This is a genomic window from Pseudomonas sp. MDT1-85 (genome assembly GCF_054898065.1).
Map to the genome: position 1 here is coordinate 2,709,196 of NZ_CM142715.1, position 16,699 is coordinate 2,725,894.

15 protein-coding genes are annotated in these 16,699 nt (G+C 61.3%); 3 read left to right on the top strand and 12 right to left on the bottom strand.

Annotated features, from left to right (window positions below):
• Positions 1-25: 25 nt before the first annotated feature.
• From glcF to ACYZT2_RS12230, 4 genes are all read right to left on the bottom strand, one after another.
• Positions 26-1,243 (bottom strand): glycolate oxidase subunit GlcF, encoded by a 1,218-nt coding sequence (glcF, locus tag ACYZT2_RS12215; RefSeq protein WP_461972396.1) that lies wholly within the window; start codon positions 1,241-1,243, stop codon positions 26-28.
• Between the two features lies 1 nt (position 1,244).
• Positions 1,245-2,294, bottom strand: coding sequence for a glycolate oxidase subunit GlcE (gene glcE, locus ACYZT2_RS12220; protein WP_461972398.1), 1,050 nt, complete (start codon positions 2,292-2,294; stop codon positions 1,245-1,247).
• The gene (gene glcD, locus ACYZT2_RS12225; RefSeq protein ID WP_461973082.1) at positions 2,294-3,793 is read right to left on the bottom strand and encodes a glycolate oxidase subunit GlcD; all 1,500 of its coding nucleotides are present in this window, start codon (positions 3,791-3,793) and stop codon (positions 2,294-2,296) included. Before glcD ends, glcE begins: the two co-directional genes overlap by 1 nt.
• Positions 3,794-3,882: 89 nt before the next feature.
• Positions 3,883-4,812, bottom strand: coding sequence for an alpha/beta fold hydrolase (locus tag ACYZT2_RS12230; protein ID WP_461972400.1), 930 nt, complete (start codon positions 4,810-4,812; stop codon positions 3,883-3,885).
• A gap of 476 nt (positions 4,813-5,288) precedes the next feature.
• Between ACYZT2_RS12230 and ACYZT2_RS12235 the strand changes: the two genes are divergently transcribed.
• Complete coding sequence (locus ACYZT2_RS12235) at positions 5,289-6,362, top strand: diguanylate cyclase (RefSeq protein ID WP_461972402.1); 1,074 nt, start codon at positions 5,289-5,291, stop codon at positions 6,360-6,362.
• Positions 6,363-6,445: 83 nt separating this feature from the next.
• Here the strand turns inward: ACYZT2_RS12235 and ACYZT2_RS12240 are convergent, their stop codons facing one another.
• The 8 genes from ACYZT2_RS12240 to ACYZT2_RS12275 all read right to left on the bottom strand — a co-directional run bounded on the left by ACYZT2_RS12240 (position 6,446) and on the right by ACYZT2_RS12275 (position 14,698).
• Positions 6,446-7,315, bottom strand: coding sequence for an isocitrate lyase/PEP mutase family protein (locus ACYZT2_RS12240; RefSeq protein WP_461972404.1), 870 nt, complete (start codon positions 7,313-7,315; stop codon positions 6,446-6,448).
• 178 nt (positions 7,316-7,493) lie between these two features.
• On the bottom strand, positions 7,494-8,528 hold the full coding sequence (gene astA, locus ACYZT2_RS12245; protein ID WP_461972406.1) for an arginine N-succinyltransferase: 1,035 nt from the start codon (positions 8,526-8,528) through the stop codon (positions 7,494-7,496).
• Positions 8,529-8,589: 61 nt separating this feature from the next.
• Positions 8,590-9,606, bottom strand: coding sequence for an arginine N-succinyltransferase (locus ACYZT2_RS12250; RefSeq protein WP_461972408.1), 1,017 nt, complete (start codon positions 9,604-9,606; stop codon positions 8,590-8,592).
• A gap of 119 nt (positions 9,607-9,725) precedes the next feature.
• On the bottom strand, positions 9,726-11,075 hold the full coding sequence (locus tag ACYZT2_RS12255; protein ID WP_461972410.1) for an APC family permease: 1,350 nt from the start codon (positions 11,073-11,075) through the stop codon (positions 9,726-9,728).
• 57 nt (positions 11,076-11,132) lie between these two features.
• Complete coding sequence (locus tag ACYZT2_RS12260; protein ID WP_461972412.1) at positions 11,133-11,885, bottom strand: N-formylglutamate amidohydrolase; 753 nt, start codon at positions 11,883-11,885, stop codon at positions 11,133-11,135.
• Positions 11,869-13,200, bottom strand: coding sequence for a type I glutamate--ammonia ligase (locus ACYZT2_RS12265; RefSeq protein WP_461972414.1), 1,332 nt, complete (start codon positions 13,198-13,200; stop codon positions 11,869-11,871). Before ACYZT2_RS12265 ends, ACYZT2_RS12260 begins: the two co-directional genes overlap by 17 nt.
• Positions 13,197-13,841, bottom strand: coding sequence for a cysteine hydrolase family protein (locus tag ACYZT2_RS12270; protein WP_461972416.1), 645 nt, complete (start codon positions 13,839-13,841; stop codon positions 13,197-13,199). Before ACYZT2_RS12270 ends, ACYZT2_RS12265 begins: the two co-directional genes overlap by 4 nt.
• A gap of 2 nt (positions 13,842-13,843) precedes the next feature.
• Complete coding sequence (locus ACYZT2_RS12275; RefSeq protein ID WP_461972418.1) at positions 13,844-14,698, bottom strand: MurR/RpiR family transcriptional regulator; 855 nt, start codon at positions 14,696-14,698, stop codon at positions 13,844-13,846.
• Positions 14,699-15,181: 483 nt separating this feature from the next.
• Between ACYZT2_RS12275 and ACYZT2_RS12280 the strand changes: the two genes are divergently transcribed.
• Positions 15,182-15,754 carry a histidine phosphatase family protein gene (locus tag ACYZT2_RS12280; protein WP_461972420.1) on the top strand — a complete coding sequence of 191 codons (573 nt, stop codon included), beginning with the start codon at positions 15,182-15,184 and terminating at the stop codon, positions 15,752-15,754.
• Positions 15,754-16,509: a precorrin-6A synthase (deacetylating) gene (cobF, locus tag ACYZT2_RS12285; protein ID WP_461972422.1), complete on the top strand. Its 756-nt coding sequence runs from the start codon at positions 15,754-15,756 to the stop codon at positions 16,507-16,509. Before ACYZT2_RS12280 ends, cobF begins: the two co-directional genes overlap by 1 nt.
• Positions 16,510-16,699: the final 190 nt, after the last annotated feature.

Consider the following 16,699-nt stretch of genomic DNA (forward strand, 5'->3'; position numbering starts at 1 on the left):
GTTCTTGCGACGCAGGAGGGTTTGTTTATCGCAGCACTTGATCCACCAGTTCGATCCAGTGCCTGACCGGCGTTCGTCTGGCGCTGTTGAGGTGGCTCTGGCAGCCGATGTTGGCGGTGGCGATGACCTCGGGTTGGCCGCTTTCCAGAGCGTTGAGTTTGTTGTCACGCAGTTGCCGGGCCAGTTCCGGCTGGGTGATTGAATAGGTGCCGGCCGAGCCGCAACACAAATGACTGTCGGGCACCGCCGTGAGATTGAAGCCTAGCCGGGTCAGCACGGCCTCTACCGCGCCGCCGAGTTTCTGCGCGTGCTGCAAGGTGCAGGGGCAATGGAAGGCGATTCGTCGGTCGGTGGTTGCGCAAACCCGTTCCAAAGGTTCATCGGCCAACACTTGCACCAGGTCCAGGGCCAGTTCGCTGACCCGCTGGGCTTTGGCCGCATAGACCGGATCGCGCTCCAGCAGATGCCCGTAGTCCTTGATGAACGCGCCGCAGCCACTGGCGGTTTGCACGATGGCTTCGGCGCCGTTTTCCAGGTGCGGCCACCAAGCGTCTATATTGCGTCGGGCGCGGTCCAGGCCCATGGCTTGGGCGTCGAGGTGATAGTCCAGCGCACCGCAGCACCCAGCTTCGGGCGCCGGGATCACGCTGATCCCCAGCCGATCCAGCACCCGCGCGGTCGCGGCATTGGTGTTCGGCGACAGACCAGGTTGCACACAGCCTTCGAGCATCAGCACCCGGCGCGCATGCCGAGGGGCAGGGCGCTTGCCCGTGGCGGGTGGGTCGTGGGGCAACTTCGCCTCAATGCCCCGTGGCAGCAACGGCCGGAATGTGGCGCCGATTTGCAGCAAAGTCCTGAACAGATTTGGATTCGGCGCCAGTGCTCGCAGCCCTTGGCGCAACAGTCGCTGACTGGCCGGGCGCGGCACCGCTTGATCGATCACGGCGCGGCCAATGTCCAGCAGGTTGTGATAATCCACCCCGGACGGGCAGGTGGTTTCGCAGTTGCGGCACGTCAGGCAGCGATCCAGGTGCAACTGGGCTTGGGCCGTGGCGGGGGCGCCTTCGAGCACTTGCTTGATCAGGTAGATACGCCCGCGCGGCCCGTCCAGTTCGTCGCCCAGCAGTTGGTAGGTCGGGCAGGTGGCGTTGCAGAACCCGCAATGCACGCAGGTGCGCAGAATCTTGTCCGCTTCTTCGGCGCGGGGCAGTAGTTTGGACTGTTCGCTGAGATTGGTTTGCATACTAGAGTTCCGCGTACATCCGGCCGGGGTTGAATAGCCCTAGCGGGTCCAGTTGCGCCTTGAGTTGCCGGTGATAGCGCAGCAGTGCCGGGGCCAGCGGCTGGAAGGGCGTGTCGCTGACGCCATGGCTGAAACCGGTGGCGTGGCCGCCGAGTTCAAGGGCCCGCGACTGAATGTTGTCGGCCGCGGATTTCAACCAGCGTTGCGCGCCGCCCCAGTCGATCAGTTGCTCGCCGGGCAAGTCCAGAGGCCCGAGGTTGTTGGGCAATGACAAGCGCCACAGCGGCAGGCCTTCATTGAAAAAGTCTAGTCGTTGTTCGTTCAGGTCGGACCAAAAACCGGAATCCATCGGTTCGCCGCCGAGCCGTTGATGAGCGGCTGCGACCGAGCCTTCGCCGCCTTCCAGCCGCAGATACAAACGCCGGCCATCGTGGCAGGCGGCGCTGATGGGCAGCGGTTGCTGGCCCCATTGCGCCAAATTGGCCAAGGCGTGGGCACAGTCGATGTCCAGGCTGATGCTCAAGCATTGCCGGGGTTTGGGCAGCACTTTGAGCGAGACTTCGGACAGCACGCCGAGGCAGCCATAACTGCCCACCATCAGGCGCGAGAGGTCGTAGCCGGCGACGTTTTTCATCACTTCACCGCCGAAGCGCAGGTGAGTGCCGAGGCCGCTGATCACCCGGGTACCGAGGACAAAATCGCGCACCGAACCGGACCACGGGCGCCGTGGCCCGGACAACCCCGCCGCGATCATCCCGCCGACGGTGGCGCCCTCACCGAACGACGGCGGCTCGCAGGGCAGCATTTGCCCCTTTGCATCCAGTGCGGCAAACAATTCGCTCAGCGGCGTGCCGGCGCGAACGCTGATCACCAGCTCCGTCGGGTCGTAGCTGACGATGCCGCGATGGGCGCGGGTGTCGAGTATTTCTCCGGCCACTTCACGGCCCAGAAACGCCTTGGTGTTACCGCCCTGAATGCGCAGCGGCGTGGCGTTTTCCCGTGCCTGTTTGACCTGCTCCAGCAGGGCTTCACTGGCATCGAAGTCCGGCATCAGAAACGTTCCAGTTCAGGGAACGGCAGTTGCCCGGCGTGGATGTGCATCGCACCGAATTCCGCGCAACGGTGCAGCGTCGGGATGTTCTTGCCGGGGTTGAGCAGGCCTTTTGGATCGAATGCGGCTTTGACGGCGTGAAACAGGGTTAATTCGTCACTGTTGAACTGTGCGCACATCTGATTGATTTTCTCCCGGCCGACGCCATGCTCGCCGGTGATGCTGCCGCCGACTTTCACGCACAGTTCGAGGATCTTGCCGCCGAGGGCTTCGGCCCGTTCCAGTTCGCCGGGCTGGTTGGCGTCGAACAGGATCAGCGGGTGCATATTGCCATCGCCGGCATGGAAAACGTTAGCCACACGCAAACCGTACTCTCGCGCCAGGCTGGCAATGCCCTTGAGCACGCCGGGCAGTTCGCGGCGGGGAATGGTGCCGTCCATGCAGTAGTAATCCGGCGAGAGGCGGCCGATCGCCGGGAAGGCGTTCTTGCGCCCGGCCCAAAACCGCACGCGTTCGGCTTCGTCGCGGGCTTGGCGTACCTCGCTGGCACCGGCCTGTTGCAGCACCTCGCGGACCCGCTCGCAGTCGTCGTGGACATCGGCTTCGACACCGTCCAGTTCGCACAGCAGGATCGCCTCGGCGTCCACCGGGTAACCGGCGTGAATGAAATCCTCGGCGGCACGGATCGCCAGATTGTCCATCATCTCCAGGCCTGCGGGAATGATCCCGGCGGCGATGATCTCGGCTACCGCGTGGCCAGCCTTTTCCACCGAATCGAAACTCGCCAGCAGGACTTTGGCGACTTGGGGTTTGGGCAGCAGTTTGACCGTGACTTCAGTGATGATCCCCAGCAAGCCTTCGGAGCCGGTGAACAGTGCCAGCAGGTCGAAGCCCGGCGCGTCCAGCGAATCGGCACCGAGGGTCAGGTGTTCGCCTTCGAGGGTCAATACTTCGAGTTTGAGCAGGTTGTGCACGGTCAGGCCGTATTTGAGGCAATGCACGCCGCCGGCGTTTTCCGCGACGTTGCCGCCGATGGAGCAGGCGATTTGCGAGGACGGGTCCGGCGCGTAATACAAGCCGAAGGGCGCCGCCGCCTCGGAAATCGCCAGGTTGCGCACCCCCGGCTGGACCCGAGCGGTGCGGGCGGCAGGATCGATGTGCAGGATGCTGTTGAACCGCACCATCACCAGCAACACGCCTTTGTCCAACGGCAGCGCACCGCCGGACAACCCGGTGCCGGCCCCACGCGCCACCACCGGCACGTTGCGGGCATGACAGAGCCTGAGCAGCGCCTGCACCTGTTCCAGCTGCCGGGGCAGGGCGACCAGCATCGGCGTGGTGCGATAGGCCGACAGACCGTCGCATTCGTAGGGTTTGAGTTCTTCTTCGCGCCAGAGAATGTCCAGGTCCGGCACCTCCTGTTGCAAGGCTTTGAGTAATACAGCCTTGTCGACATTGGGCAGAACACCGTCGATGCGTTCGTCGTAAAGAATGTTCATCATCGCGCCTCATATGAATCGCTGAACATCACCCCGAATTATCTGCCGAACGCAGTCTCGCAGGCTCGACAGCTGCTACGGGGGAAGGGTCAGGAGCGATGTGTCTCCAAAAACTCCCGGTACAACTGCGCTGTATTGGCCGGTTGCTCAACCATCGGCATATGGCCGACACCGTCCCAGATTTCCACCTGCAGATCGGCGATGCCCTTGCTCCAGACCGGTACGCTGCTGACGTCGATCAAGCGGTCCTTGCGCCCCCACAGGAGCAGCGCCGGGCATTTGATGTCGGGCAGTTTCGGCTCCATCGGCGGGCTGGCGTGAAAGTCCCTGAAGATTTCTTCCAGCTCGTCGCGCTGCTGTTCATAGCGCTGAGCGACGGCGTCCAGCACGATCCCCGGCACCCATGGCGGTGAGGCCATGGTCATCGCGTAGAAATACTGGAATTCTTCACGGGAATGAATCAAAAACGGGTTGTGGCCACGGGCCAGGTGTCGCTCCATGTCGCTGAGCTCCGGGGCGGTGACGCCAGCCGGGTCGAGCAGCGCCAGCGAGATAATTCGCTCCGGGTAAGTGGCTGCCAGCCATGCCGCGATGTAACCGCCCATGGAGTTACCGATCACGTGCACCTTTTCGACCCCGCAGATATCGAGCAACTGGATCAATCGTTTGGCCTGGACCGGAATGTCATAGCCACCGCCGGCCTTGAAGCCGGTTTCGCCATGCCCGGCGAGGTCAGGAATAATCACCCGGTAGTCGTCGACAAAATGCCGGGCGAAGCGCAGCCAGATGTTCTTGTCGGCGCTGAAGCCGTGCAGCATCAGCACGCTGCTGGAGGCTTCGTAAGGCCCGCCTTGCCAGGTCGAAACGGTCATTTCGGGGATTGGCACGACGATTTTGTGCAACCGGTACAGCCGGGCCTCCAGCGCCATGTTCAAGTCATAGAGCCAGTAACCGATGGCCGGGTAGCTCAACCAGCTCCAGGCCACGAAGACGGCGATAGTGACAACCAACAAAAGCATCAGGCTATTCCTTTGCAGTGATCAGGACAGAGTGTGGTCGGCGGGTTTGAGCGCCCGGGGTCAATGGGTGATAACTGAAATCCAATTCCACCTCGACACACTCTTTGTAGCAGCTGGCGAAGCCTGCGTTCGGCTGCGAAGCAGTCGTCAAACCAGAATTTGCAGTGCATCAGGCAAACCGCGTCAGCCGGATTTACGACTGCTTCGCAGCCGAACGCAGCCTCGCAAGCTCGGCAGCTGCTACCGCCGAACGCAGCATCGCAGGCTCGGCAGCTGCTACAAAGGCCTCCTCTTTATCGGTGTTTATCGATCCCTCCCTTCATGTATAGACCAAACAGTGGGCATTCAGCTCACGGCAATGCCACGCTCTTCAGACCGCCAACCGGTGATGGCTATTTGCCGTTACCCTGATAGACTTCAAACACACTTTTCAACCCGTGCGTTGTCAGGCTCCGTTCAGTGGTACAGAGGCCTCTATGGAAAAAAAGGGAGGAAAGGGACTTTCACTGGCCAGGAGGCTGTATGCGTCGCGAACCTTGGGCTTGGCCCTTGGGTTGTTGTGTGTCGGCGCAGGGATGTACCCACTTAACCCGGCGCCATGGGTCTGGGCGGTGATGCTGCTCAACGGGCTGCTCTGGCCGCACGTGGCCTGGCAATGGGCGCGCCGGGCGGAAATTCCTTTTCGTGCCGAACACCGCAACATTCTGGTGGACGCGTTTCTCGGTGGTTTCTGGGTGGCTGCCATGCAATTCAATCCGCTGCCCACCGCCGCGACCCTTTCGATGATGGCGATGAACAACGTAGCCATCGGCGGTTTGCGTTTTCTGTTGATGGGCGCCGTCGCGCAACTGCTTGGGATTGGCCTCGGGTTGCTGGTGTTCATGCCGGCTTTTGTCCCGCAAACCAGTCCGATGCAGCTGTACGCCTGTTTGCCTTTATTGTCGATTTATCCGATGGTGCTGGGCTGGATCTGCTTTCGTCAGGCCCATACTCTTGGCCGACACAAGCGCGAACTATTGGCCCTGAGCCGCACCGACAGCCTGACGGGTTTGCTGAATCACGGTGCCTGGAAAGATCAGCTGGAAGTCGAATTCCAGCGATGCCAGCGCCAGCAGCAGGGCGGGGCGATTGCGCTGATCGACATTGATCACTTCAAAATCATCAATGACACGTACGGCCATGTCGCCGGGGACATTGTCCTGCGTCAGCTGAGTAAAATGCTCAAGCAGAACCTCCGGGCAGCGGATGTTGCCGGGCGCTATGGCGGCGATGAATTCTGCGTGCTGCTGCCGGACCTGCCGCTGGACCGTGCCGCCGTGGCGATGGATGCGCTGCGTGATCGTTTTGCCACCTTGGGTTATGAGCAGAACCCGGCGTTGAAAGTCAGTTTGAGCATCGGCCTGGCGGCCTTCAACCCGGCCCACGACGACGCGACCCTATGGCTCAACGACGCCGACCAGGCGCTCTACGAAGCCAAGACAACTGGCCGCAACCGCGTCATCTGCCACGGCGACGGTAAGCCGCATAAGGCGTTGCTCGATTCGGTGTAACCCAATCATCACAAACCCCCTGTGGGAGCGAGCCTGCTCGCGATGGCGTCATGTCGGTTCACACTATCATTTCAGCCGAACCCTCACTCCTTGACGCTCATATATTCCTTCGCCCAAAGAATGTAATCCTCAGGCTGCGTGTACGTATGCGTCAGTTCAGTGGCATTCAGGTCTGAAGCCTGAGTAAAGATCTGGCGTTGCTCGCGCAGGCTGTCGTAAGTGGCCTTGATCGCGGCGAAGTAGGCGCCATGGCCGTCGATGGTGACGCGCACGCCCAGTTCGGCGAGACGTTTGTCGTCGCGCAGCAGCGGGTTGCCGTAGGTGACCAGCATCAGCGGCACACTCAGGTGCTCGGCGATTTGTTCGAGGTGGTCGAAGTCCCGCACGCCCACCATGCAAATCCCGTCCGCCCCGGCCTGTTGGTATTGCTGGGTGCGACTGATGATTTCCTGAACTGGCAGGATCCCGGCATTGGTCCGCGCAATGATCGCCATTTCCGAGTCGACCCGGGCTTCCAGAGCCGCGCGGATCTTGCCGACGCCTTCCGCGACCCCGATCAGGTCAGTGGATTTGCGGCCGAATTGCGCGGGCAGCAAGGTGTCTTCAATGGTCAGGGCGGCGATGCCGGCGCGTTCGAGCTCGACGATGGTGCGCATGACGTTAAGTGCGTTGCCATAGCCGTGGTCGGCATCGGCGATCACCGGCAATTGGGCCACGCGGCCGATGCGGGTAGCCTGCTCGGCGAACTCGCTCAGGGTGATCAACGCAAAGTCCGGGGCGCCCAGCACCTGCAGCGACGCGACCGAACCACCGAGAATCCCCACTTCAAAACCCAGGTCAGCGGCAATGCGTGCCGACATGGGGTCGAAGACAGATGCAGTGTGGTAGCAGGCGTTGGAAGCGAACAGTTGGCGGAAATTACGACGCAAATCTTGATGAGACAGCCTGGACATATAAGTTCCACCAATACAAAGGAATGGAAGGGCTTGAGCAAAAGTGTCAACGCCGAAGGAACAAAAGGCTATCACGTGGGCGGGTGAAGAATGATGACGAATTTGTCGGCCAAGGGATGCGAGATCAAAAGATCGTCCGAACGCGGCCCGAACGCAGGCTTCGCCAGCTGCTACATGCTCATGCCGCCACCGCCTGCTGCTGTCGGTTGCGCAGCGGCACGGCGCGGACCGAGTTGCCGGGTTGCAGTTGCAGGCGCTTGGCGGTGAGCCGGTCGACGATCAGGCTGTTGCCGACCAGCCGCGCCTGGGCAGTGGTGATGCGGCAATTTTCCAGGCGGCGGTTGTGGATCAGCCACATCGGCGCCTGGTCGTCGGGCGTGCCGATGGCCAGCTCCAAACGTTGGCTGTCTCGCACCGTGCGGATTCTCGACACTGGGGCTTCGATCACCGGGCCGGCATCGAAGATGTCGATGTAACCTTTATGGGCAAACCCCTCGGCAGTGAGGATCTTCAATGCAGGTTCAGTGTTCGGGTGCGGCTTGCCGATGACCGCCTGGGCCTGTTCGGTGAGTAGGCAGGTGTAGAGCGGCTGGCGTGGCATCAGTTCGGCGATAAAGGCTTTGCTGCCCAGCCCCGACAAGTGATCGGCATGGCTGAAATCCATCTTGAAAAAGTGCCGGCCCAGGCTGTCCCAAAACGGCGAGCAGCCTTGTTCGTCGGCACTGCCGCGCAGTTCGGCAATGAGCTTGTCGCCGAACAGGTGGGGGAACTCGGCAACGAACAGCAGGCGCCCCAGCGACAGCAACCGACCATTGTTGCCGTGACGTTGATCGTGTCGCAGAAACAGCGAACAGATTTCCGATTGGCCGGTCATTTCGTTGTTCAGGAACAACGTGGGGATCTGGCGCTGAATACCCAGGTCCGGCGATGAGCTGACGGTAAGCCCCACCCGATAGTTGTACCAGGGTTCCCGCAGGCCGACAGCCCCCGCCACGGCACTGACGCCCACCACTTGTTGATCGTCGTCTTCAAGCACGAATAGGTAATCGGCGTCCGCACGCTCGACCTGTTCGGCAAAGGTGCGCTGGGCCCAGCGCACTCGGTGGGTCAGGCGTTCCTCACTGGCCGGCAGGGTGGTGAACCCGGGGCCGGCCCGTTGCACCAGATCCAGCAAGGCGGGCAGGTCGGTGACTTGAACCGGGCGGACAATCATAATGCAGCTCCTTCTTCGCGCCTGTTCTGGCGTTGTCGTTGGGCATGGGGCCGGTGGCGGCTCACAGGGCGATCAACCGGATCGCACTGGCGTCGGTCACATTCAGGGCTGCGCACATCTCAGCGCTCAAGGCCACAGGTTGCCCGGCGCGATAGTCCAGTTCGGCGACGATGGCGCGATAACCCTTCAACGAATCGTTGCTCACCAGATAACTGCCGCGTGCGTCGATGGCCGAGCCAGGGTGCACCGTGCCGGTCTGGCTCTGGGCGATGGAGCGAATGTTCGAGGTGCGTGCGTATAACGTCGGGCCACCGTCGAACAGGTCGATATAGCTGTTGGTCTCGAAGCCTTCGCGTTCAAGAATGTCGAAGGCCTCCTGACCGTCGGGATGAATCCGGCCGATACATGCCTGTGCCGCCGTCGGCAGCATCGGCACGTAGATCGGGTACTGCGGCATCAGTTCGGCGAGAAATGTCCGGCTCTGCAGACCGCAAAGCCGCTCGGCTTCGACGTAGGGCAGGTCGAAGAAATGCTTGCCCAGCGCATCCCAGAACGGTGACTGCCCCTGTTCGTCGCTGTAACCGACGATCTCGGTGATCACCGCTTCGGCAAAGCGCGCCTCGTGGGCGGCGATGAACAGCAGCCGTGCCCGGGACAGCAATTCGGAAAACCGCGTGCGTTCCAGCGCCGCGTCGATATGGAAACCGCGCAGCAACGTATGACCACTGAGGTCGTGGCACAACGACAGCGCCGGCACCCCGTGCTCGATGTTCAGCTCCCGTGAGGCGCTGGTGAAATGGCGATTGCGCAAACTGTAGAACGGCTCGTTGAACCCTGCGGTGGCGAGGATTTCCGAGCAGCCGGCCAGACAACGGGTCGTCAGATTTTCCAGCACGAAGAAATAGTTCTCCGGGCCTGGCCCCTGGACGTCTTTCTGGAACGAAGCGCAGGAGTCGAGAATCTTCTCGCGCAGGCGTTCGGTGTCGTCCGGCAAGGACGTGACCCCCACCAGACTGTCGCGCGCCAGTTGCTGCAACTGGGGCAGGTCGGTCAACTCCACTGGGCGTAAGACCAGCATGGATGTACTCCTGTATCAAAGGGTTCGGCGATTTGCACCGAACCTGACTATCACTGTCGGTTTCCACGCGTTAAAGCGGCAGTCGCCTGAATTCATGTCAGACGCTGCTCTTTTTCTTGTCAGCCATTGCTTGGGTCGGGTAGGACCGTGCTGGCACCCAGTTTGTTGAGGAAGAATAGATAGACCAGCCCCAGGGCAATCCAGATCAGGCCGAGTTTCTGTGCATCGACGCCCATGTTGTACATGATGGCCGCGACGATGATGAAGCCGATCACCGGGCAGATCAGGTGACGGATCACCTGGCCGGACTTCTGCCGACGCCAGTAATAGTTGATTACGGTCAGGTGCAGCAACATGAAGCCGCTCAGGGCGCCGAAGTTCACCAGGGAGGTGAGGATGTCCGCCGAGTTGATGAACAGGTAGCAGATCACCAGCGACAGCACCGCCACCAGATAGATGCTCATGTACGGCGTGTTGTGTTTCGGATGCACCTTGGCCAGCACTTTCGGCAGCTTGCCGTCCCGGGCCATGCCGAACAGCAGGCGCGAAACCGCCGCTTGCGAGGTGATCGCGACGGCTACGCCCCAGGCCAGGGCGGTGGCCACGGCGGTCAAGGTTGCCAGCCAGCTGCCGGCGGCGATTTCGGCGATTTCATAGAACGCAGTGTCGGCGGTCTTGAAGCCCAGGCCGGCGGCCAGATCCGCGGCAATCCAGGTCTGCACCACAAAGATCACACCCATCACCAGCAATGTAATCAGCGCAGCCTTGCCGACGCTGCGGCCCGGGTCGCCCTTGATCTCTTCGGCAAGGGTGGAAATGGCATCGAAACCGAGGAACGACAGCACCGCAATCGACACCGCTTGCATCAGCAGGACGAAGTTGAATGTCTCGGGGTTATACAGCGGCGCCAAGGTCAGTTCGCCGTTACCGCCGCCGCTGTGCAGGGCATTCCAGGCGTAGAACAGGAAGATCCCCAGCACCACCAGTTGCGCCAGTAGAAAAACAATGTTCATCCGCGCGGTGAAGGTGATACCCCGCAGGTTGACGAAGGTAGCGCTGACCAAAAAGGCCAGGATGAAGCCGACTTTCGGGATGTCCGGGTACAAATGATTCAGCGCCATTGCCGCGTAGACATAGAGCAGCGGCGGAATCAGCAAATAATCGAGCAGCATCAGCCAACCGGCGATAAACCCGACATGCGGATTGAGGCCGCGTTGTGCGTAGGAATACACCGAACCCGCAATTGGAAACGCGCGGGCCATGCTGCCGTAACTGAGGGCGGTGAACAGCATCGCCACCATGCCAATGATGTAGGCCAGCGGCACCATCCCCGGCGCTTCGGCGTTGACGTAACCATAAACGCCGAACGGGGCGATGGGGATCATGAAGATCATCCCGTACACCACTAGATCCGTCAGCGACAGGCTACGTTTCAACTCTTGCTTGTAGCCGAATTCTTCTATTTCCATGAAGCCTTTCTCCTTGATATGAAAGCAGCTGCACGCTGCGAGTTCGAAGCTATTGCTCTACAGCAGTGGCGCCAGATAGTCGGTCCAGCGACCGATGTTTTCGGGCGTGCGTAGCAGATCGTTGCGCACCTCGATCAACACCGACTCAAGCCCTCGTGCATCGCCGTGAACCGGCACGGTCATGTCACCCAGCGGATCGACTTTGTACGGCTGATTACCGGCGACTTTCAAGGGGTGCCGACTCAGCCCGTCGATCACTCGCTGGGCGTACTCCCCGGCCTGTCCGTACAACACGCCGACTTCCAGCAGTCGTGGTTGGCCGTAATAGATCGGCGTGAAACTGTGAATCCCCACCAGGCGAACCGGTCGACCTTGCGCCATACGGGCGTCGATCAAGGTTTGCAAGCGTGCATGAAACGGCTTGAACAGGCAGTGCCGGCGATAGTCGCGGGTGGCCTCGTCCAGATCCCGATTGCCCGGCACCTGATAAATCTCGCTCTGCAACGCAATGCTGTCCGGCGCATGGCGCGGGCGGTTGAGGTCGATCAACAGCCGTGAGTAGTTGGCCGCCAGCAGGGTGGCGCCCAGTGCTTGGGACAAGCCCTCGGCCAGCGCCAGGGCGCCAATGTCCCAGGCGATGTGTTCGCGCGCCGCCTCATGGCTCAAGCCCAGGTCATTCAACCCGGCCGGGATGAAACGACTGGCGTGTTCACACACCAGAATCAGCGGGTGCTCGGAGGCTTCCCGGCTCAGGGTGTACGCAGGCTGGGTATAGAGCCCCAGTTCGGCGGACTCAGTACAGGCGGGCATAGTGCTCACATAGATCGGCGGGCGAGAGCTGTTCCGTCAGCGTCAGTTCCTCGGTTTTAAGGGCGAACCAGGTGTCCAGCAAGGCGCTGGGCAGGGCTTCGATCAGCGCCTCGCTGTTGCGCAGGCATTCCAGGGCCTGGGACAGGGACGCGGGCAGGGCGACGATGCCGCGGGCCTGGCGTTGCTCTTCGTTCAGGGAATCGGGGACTTCATCGGTGATCGCGTTCAGGGCCAGGCGCTGCTCGATGCCCAGGCGTCCGGCGATCAGCAACGCGGCCATGGCCAGATGCGGTGAGGCGGTGGCGTCCATGGCGCGAAATTCCAGGTTGTACTGCGCCGCCACGGCTTTGCCGCCCAGGCTCACAGTCGGACAAATCCGCAGCGCCGCTTCGCGGTTGCGTTGGCCGAGGCAAGCGTAGGAAGCGCTCCAGTGATGGGGCTGCAAACGTTCGTAGGAAACGGGTGTCGGCGCGGTAAAGGCGCAGAGCGCCGGCAAATAATGCAGAACGCCGGCGGCCCAATGCTGGCCGAGGGTCGACAGGCCGTTGGTGGTGCCGGCGTCGTACATCACCGGGTGGCCGGCCAGATCCTGCAGGCTCACGTGTAAATGCACGCCATTGCACACCGCCTGCTCGGAGGTCTTGGGCGCAAAACTCAGGTCCAGACCCATTTGCCGGGCGATCTCACGGGTGATCTCGCGCACGTTCACCGCGCGGTCGGCGGCGGCGACGCCAAGGGCCGGGCGGCAGGTGATTTCGTATTGGTGCTTGCCGTATTCCGGCAGGAACATCTCCGGTTCCACACCGCCGGCACGCAGTGCGCTGAGCAACCAGCCGCCGAACTCGGCGCCCTGGCGCTGAGCCTCAAGAGAGAACGCCAGATGCTCAGCCGCGCCGCTGCCGAGGTTGAATTCATGTTCGAACGCGGCGTTGATCTGCAGTCCCAATTCGTCGCGATAACGCTCCACCTCGTTGCGCAACAGCGTGCGCGGACAGGCGCCCCACGGACGGCCATCGGTTTCGCGAATGTCGCCATGAATGAAGTCCAGCGCCGGGGCATTGGCGTCCGGGCCGTTGTTGACGGTCACGCGGCTGCTCAAGTCGGGGATCAGCCGCAAGTCTCCATAAGCACCCCATGGATTGCTGGAGGCGATGATGTCTTGCGGGGTCAGGGAGCTGTTGGCCGGCACCCAGCCGCAGCCCGCCACTTGATAGGCATCGAGTTCGTCCGTAGGAAAGGAACGACCGCGCGTCACGCCGATCAGGTCGGTGGTGACGATCGTGGTCATCGGCAGTGGCGACAGGCGAGCGCTCATGGCTGCATCTCCTGTAACCGGCGGAGCACGGTCTGGGTGTCGGTGATCCAGCAGTAGCCCTTGATGGCGTTCAGGCAGGCGTGATGCCGTTGTTCGGTGTAGGTGGCGCAGGCATCTTCGACCAGCGTCACCCGGTAACCGCGGTCGGCGGCGTCACGCACGGCCATGTCGACGCACTGGTCGGTGACGATGCCGGCGATGATCAGGTGCCGGGTTTCAAGGTTGCGCAGCACGTAGTCGATGTGGGTGGAGTTGAAGACCCCGGAAGAGGTCTTGGGCAGCACGATTTCGTTTTCGATCGGCGTCAGGTCATCGATGATTCGCGCTTGCAGGCTGCCCTTGGGCAGGTGCATGTCCGAGAGTTTGTGGTCCAGCGAACGATCGCGACCATCGGCGGTGAGGCTTTCGATGAGCGTGTGCAGCACGTTTTGTCGTGCATTACGAAAGGCACTGAGCAGCCGGCGTTGATTGGGCACCACTTGCATGTGGGCGCGGGTCAGAAAGTATTCGGCATCCGGGTCGTTGAGGTGCGGATCGAACTGCGGCTCGAGCCAGGCACGCTGCATGTCCACCAGCAACAGTGCGGTGTGGTCGGCGGCAAACGGCAAATCCCGGGGCGAGTGGTGGGGGAGCGTGAACATCCTTATTTATCCTCCAGCAGGTGAGTGTCGAAGTCGGTCCGCAGGGCATCGATGCCTTCCAGGCGATCGGCCAGATCGGGGCTACGCAGGGACAGGCAGGCAACCAGTGCTTCAACCTGGGCCAGCGCCGGAACCATCGAGTCGAAGGCCGACGCCGATTCCACCGGTGCACTGATGATCAGGTCGGCCATTTCTCGCAGCGGTGACGCATAGATATCGGTGAACAGCACGACCCGCGCATGTCGACTCTTCGCGGCATTGGCGACCCGCAGGGCCTGGGACTGGTAGCGGCGATAGTCGAACACCAGCACCACGTCCTGACGTTGTACGTCGAACAACCGATCCGGCAATTGCGCGTTTTCTTCCAGGGCAAAACAGCCGGGCCGCAACAGGCGCAGATGGTTGAGCAAATAGTTGGCGAGGAAACTGCTGAAGCGGCCGCCAAAGCAATGGACCTGATGGCGGGTGTCGAGCAGCCATTCGATCAGAATTCGCACATCTTCGGGTTGGGTCAGCGCCTGAGTGTCGACCAATGCCCGATGGCTGTTCGCCAGATAATGGCCCCAGGGGTCATCTTTTTTGAGATGGGCGCGGGGTTGCAGCAGGGTACTGGGAGAGCGCAGGCGGTCATCCATGTCGCTGAGCAAGGCTTCCTGAAAGTCGGCATAACCGCTGAAACCCAGCTTCTTTACCAGCCGCACGATGGTCGGATCGCTGACACCGGCATGTTCGGCCAGACGTGACATCGGGCCCAGTCCGTTACGCGGGTACTGATCCAGCAAGGCACGTATGACTTTGCGTTCTGACGGAGTGAAGTCCAGGTCGGGGGCGGTGATCAGGTCTCTGAGAGAGGACATCCGGGCTCCTGCTGGATGGGCGTGTCGGTTTCGTTTCATAAATCGCTAAAATAGTATTTATGTAACGTGTGCTACATGTCTAGTGAATTTTTCCGCGGATTCTAAAAGCCCAAAAATGGTGCGAAAACCCCGTGCGCCGCGGGCTACGCGGAGGTCGACTGGCTTTGTAGGACATCGCCCATAGTGGTGTAAGAGATCGCTACTTATCGGGGGATAAAATGGGCTCTGCGAGCCCAATGCCGTAGCAGCTGTCGAGCCTGCGAGGCTGCGTTCGGCTGCGCAGCAGTCGTCAAACCAGAACTTGCGGTGCATCAGACACACCGCATCAGCCGGACTCACGACCGCTACGCGGCCGAACGCAGCCTCGCAGGCTCGACAGCTGCTACGAGGAATGCGTTCAGAGTGCGCGCGTCTTGCGGCACAATGACCGCGACTATTTGCGACATCGTGCCGTTTTCCATCCTATCGACAGAGTGATCTTCCGTGCAGGCGACCCGCTTGACCCTGATGTGCCACGCTCGAACCGTCGCACAGAAATTGGCGCGTTTTCCTACGAACGAGCCGTTGGAAATGGATTGGTATTCGGCGAAGGGTTCGCGTTGCCGCCAGTTCAAGGGAACACCCCGTTTGCTCTGTGGCCCGGAACTGCGGACCCGGCAAACCGCTGAGCTGTTTGGCGACGACGTGGAGATTGTCGCGGCACTGGCAGATTGCGATTTCGGACGCTGGAAAGGCACGTCGATCGACGACCTGCAAACAACCGAACCCGAGACGCTCCAGACCTGGCTCAATGACCCGACCTCGGCGCCCCACGGTGGAGAATCGGTGGCGCAACTCGGTGAGCGGGTGGCTGCGTGGTTGAGTAGCCTTGAGGCGACGCCGGGGCATATCGTTGCCATCACCCATCCTTTTGTCATTCGCGCCGCATTGATGCAGGTGCTGCAGGGCGCGGCGTTCAACCAGATCGATGTCGAACCGTTGTCGGCCATCGAGTTGCGGTTCAACGGTCGCTGGCGGCTACGCTTGATGGGCACGGACCCCGAGGGAGCACGTTGATGAAAAAACTTCTGGTCATCGGTGTCGGCGCCGGCAACCCCGACTACATCACCATGCAGGCGGTGAAGGCGCTGAACCGCGTCGATGTGTTTTTCCTCATGGACAAGGGCCAGAGCAAAGACAAACTGATCGACCTGCGCCGCGAGATCTGTGAGCGCTACATCACCGATCCTGACTACCGCTTCGTCGAAGCCCACAGCCCGGAGCGGGAGCGCGGGGATGTGGACTACAAGGCCAGCGTCGAAGACCTGAACCGCGCCAAGCAGCAGACTTTCGAACGGCTGATCAACGACGAAATGACTGACGAGCAGTGCGGCGGTTTTCTGGTATGGGGCGACCCGGCGTTGTACGACAGCACCATTCGGATTCTGCAGGCGATTCTGGCGTCAGGCCGGTGTGTGTTCGAGTTCGAGGTGATCCCAGGGATCACCAGCGTGCAGGCGTTGGCGGCGCAGCATAAGGTGCCGCTGAATCGCATCGGTCGCTCGATTGAAATCACCACCGGCCGGCGGTTGGCGGCGGGGCAGGTGAGTGACGCCGACAGCCTGGTGGTGATGCTGGATGCGCAGGATGCCTACCATTACGTGGCCGATCAGGAGACGGAGATTTACTGGGGGGCTTATTTGGGGACGCCGGATGAAATCCTTATTAGCGGCAAGCTCAAGGATGTCGCGGAAGAGATTGAGCGAGTGCGTCAGGCGGCGCGGCTGGAGCATGGGTGGATTATGGATACTTATCTGTTGCGTAAGCCTTGAGCTAATGGGTGTCTGGGGTGGCGCCATCGCGAGCAGGCTCGCTCCCACATTGGATCTCTATTGATCACAACATTTGTGTACGACGCCTTCGCGGGCAAGTCGGATCGCCGCACCGCTCGCTCCTACAATGGTCTTGTGGTCACCACAGATCTAATGTGGGAGCGAGCCTGCTCGCGATGAGGCCCTCAAG

Bases quoted from the DNA above. Each gene is read 5' to 3' on its own strand.
- glcF (WP_461972396.1), bottom strand. From the start codon at position 1,243: ATGCAAACCAATCTCAGCGAACAGTCCAAACTACTGCCCCGCGCCGAA.
- glcE (WP_461972398.1), bottom strand. From the start codon at position 2,294: ATGCCGGACTTCGATGCCAGTGAAGCCCTGCTGGAGCAGGTCAAACAG.
- glcD (WP_461973082.1), bottom strand. From the start codon at position 3,793: ATGAACATTCTTTACGACGAACGCATCGACGGTGTTCTGCCCAATGTC.
- ACYZT2_RS12230 (WP_461972400.1), bottom strand. From the start codon at position 4,812: ATGCTTTTGTTGGTTGTCACTATCGCCGTCTTCGTGGCCTGGAGCTGG.
- ACYZT2_RS12235 (WP_461972402.1), top strand. From the start codon at position 5,289: ATGGAAAAAAAGGGAGGAAAGGGACTTTCACTGGCCAGGAGGCTGTAT.
- ACYZT2_RS12240 (WP_461972404.1), bottom strand. From the start codon at position 7,315: ATGTCCAGGCTGTCTCATCAAGATTTGCGTCGTAATTTCCGCCAACTG.
- astA (WP_461972406.1), bottom strand. From the start codon at position 8,528: ATGATTGTCCGCCCGGTTCAAGTCACCGACCTGCCCGCCTTGCTGGAT.
- ACYZT2_RS12250 (WP_461972408.1), bottom strand. From the start codon at position 9,606: ATGCTGGTCTTACGCCCAGTGGAGTTGACCGACCTGCCCCAGTTGCAG.
- ACYZT2_RS12255 (WP_461972410.1), bottom strand. From the start codon at position 11,075: ATGGAAATAGAAGAATTCGGCTACAAGCAAGAGTTGAAACGTAGCCTG.
- ACYZT2_RS12260 (WP_461972412.1), bottom strand. From the start codon at position 11,885: ATGCCCGCCTGTACTGAGTCCGCCGAACTGGGGCTCTATACCCAGCCT.
- ACYZT2_RS12265 (WP_461972414.1), bottom strand. From the start codon at position 13,200: ATGAGCGCTCGCCTGTCGCCACTGCCGATGACCACGATCGTCACCACC.
- ACYZT2_RS12270 (WP_461972416.1), bottom strand. From the start codon at position 13,841: ATGTTCACGCTCCCCCACCACTCGCCCCGGGATTTGCCGTTTGCCGCC.
- ACYZT2_RS12275 (WP_461972418.1), bottom strand. From the start codon at position 14,698: ATGTCCTCTCTCAGAGACCTGATCACCGCCCCCGACCTGGACTTCACT.
- cobF (WP_461972422.1), top strand. From the start codon at position 15,754: ATGAAAAAACTTCTGGTCATCGGTGTCGGCGCCGGCAACCCCGACTAC.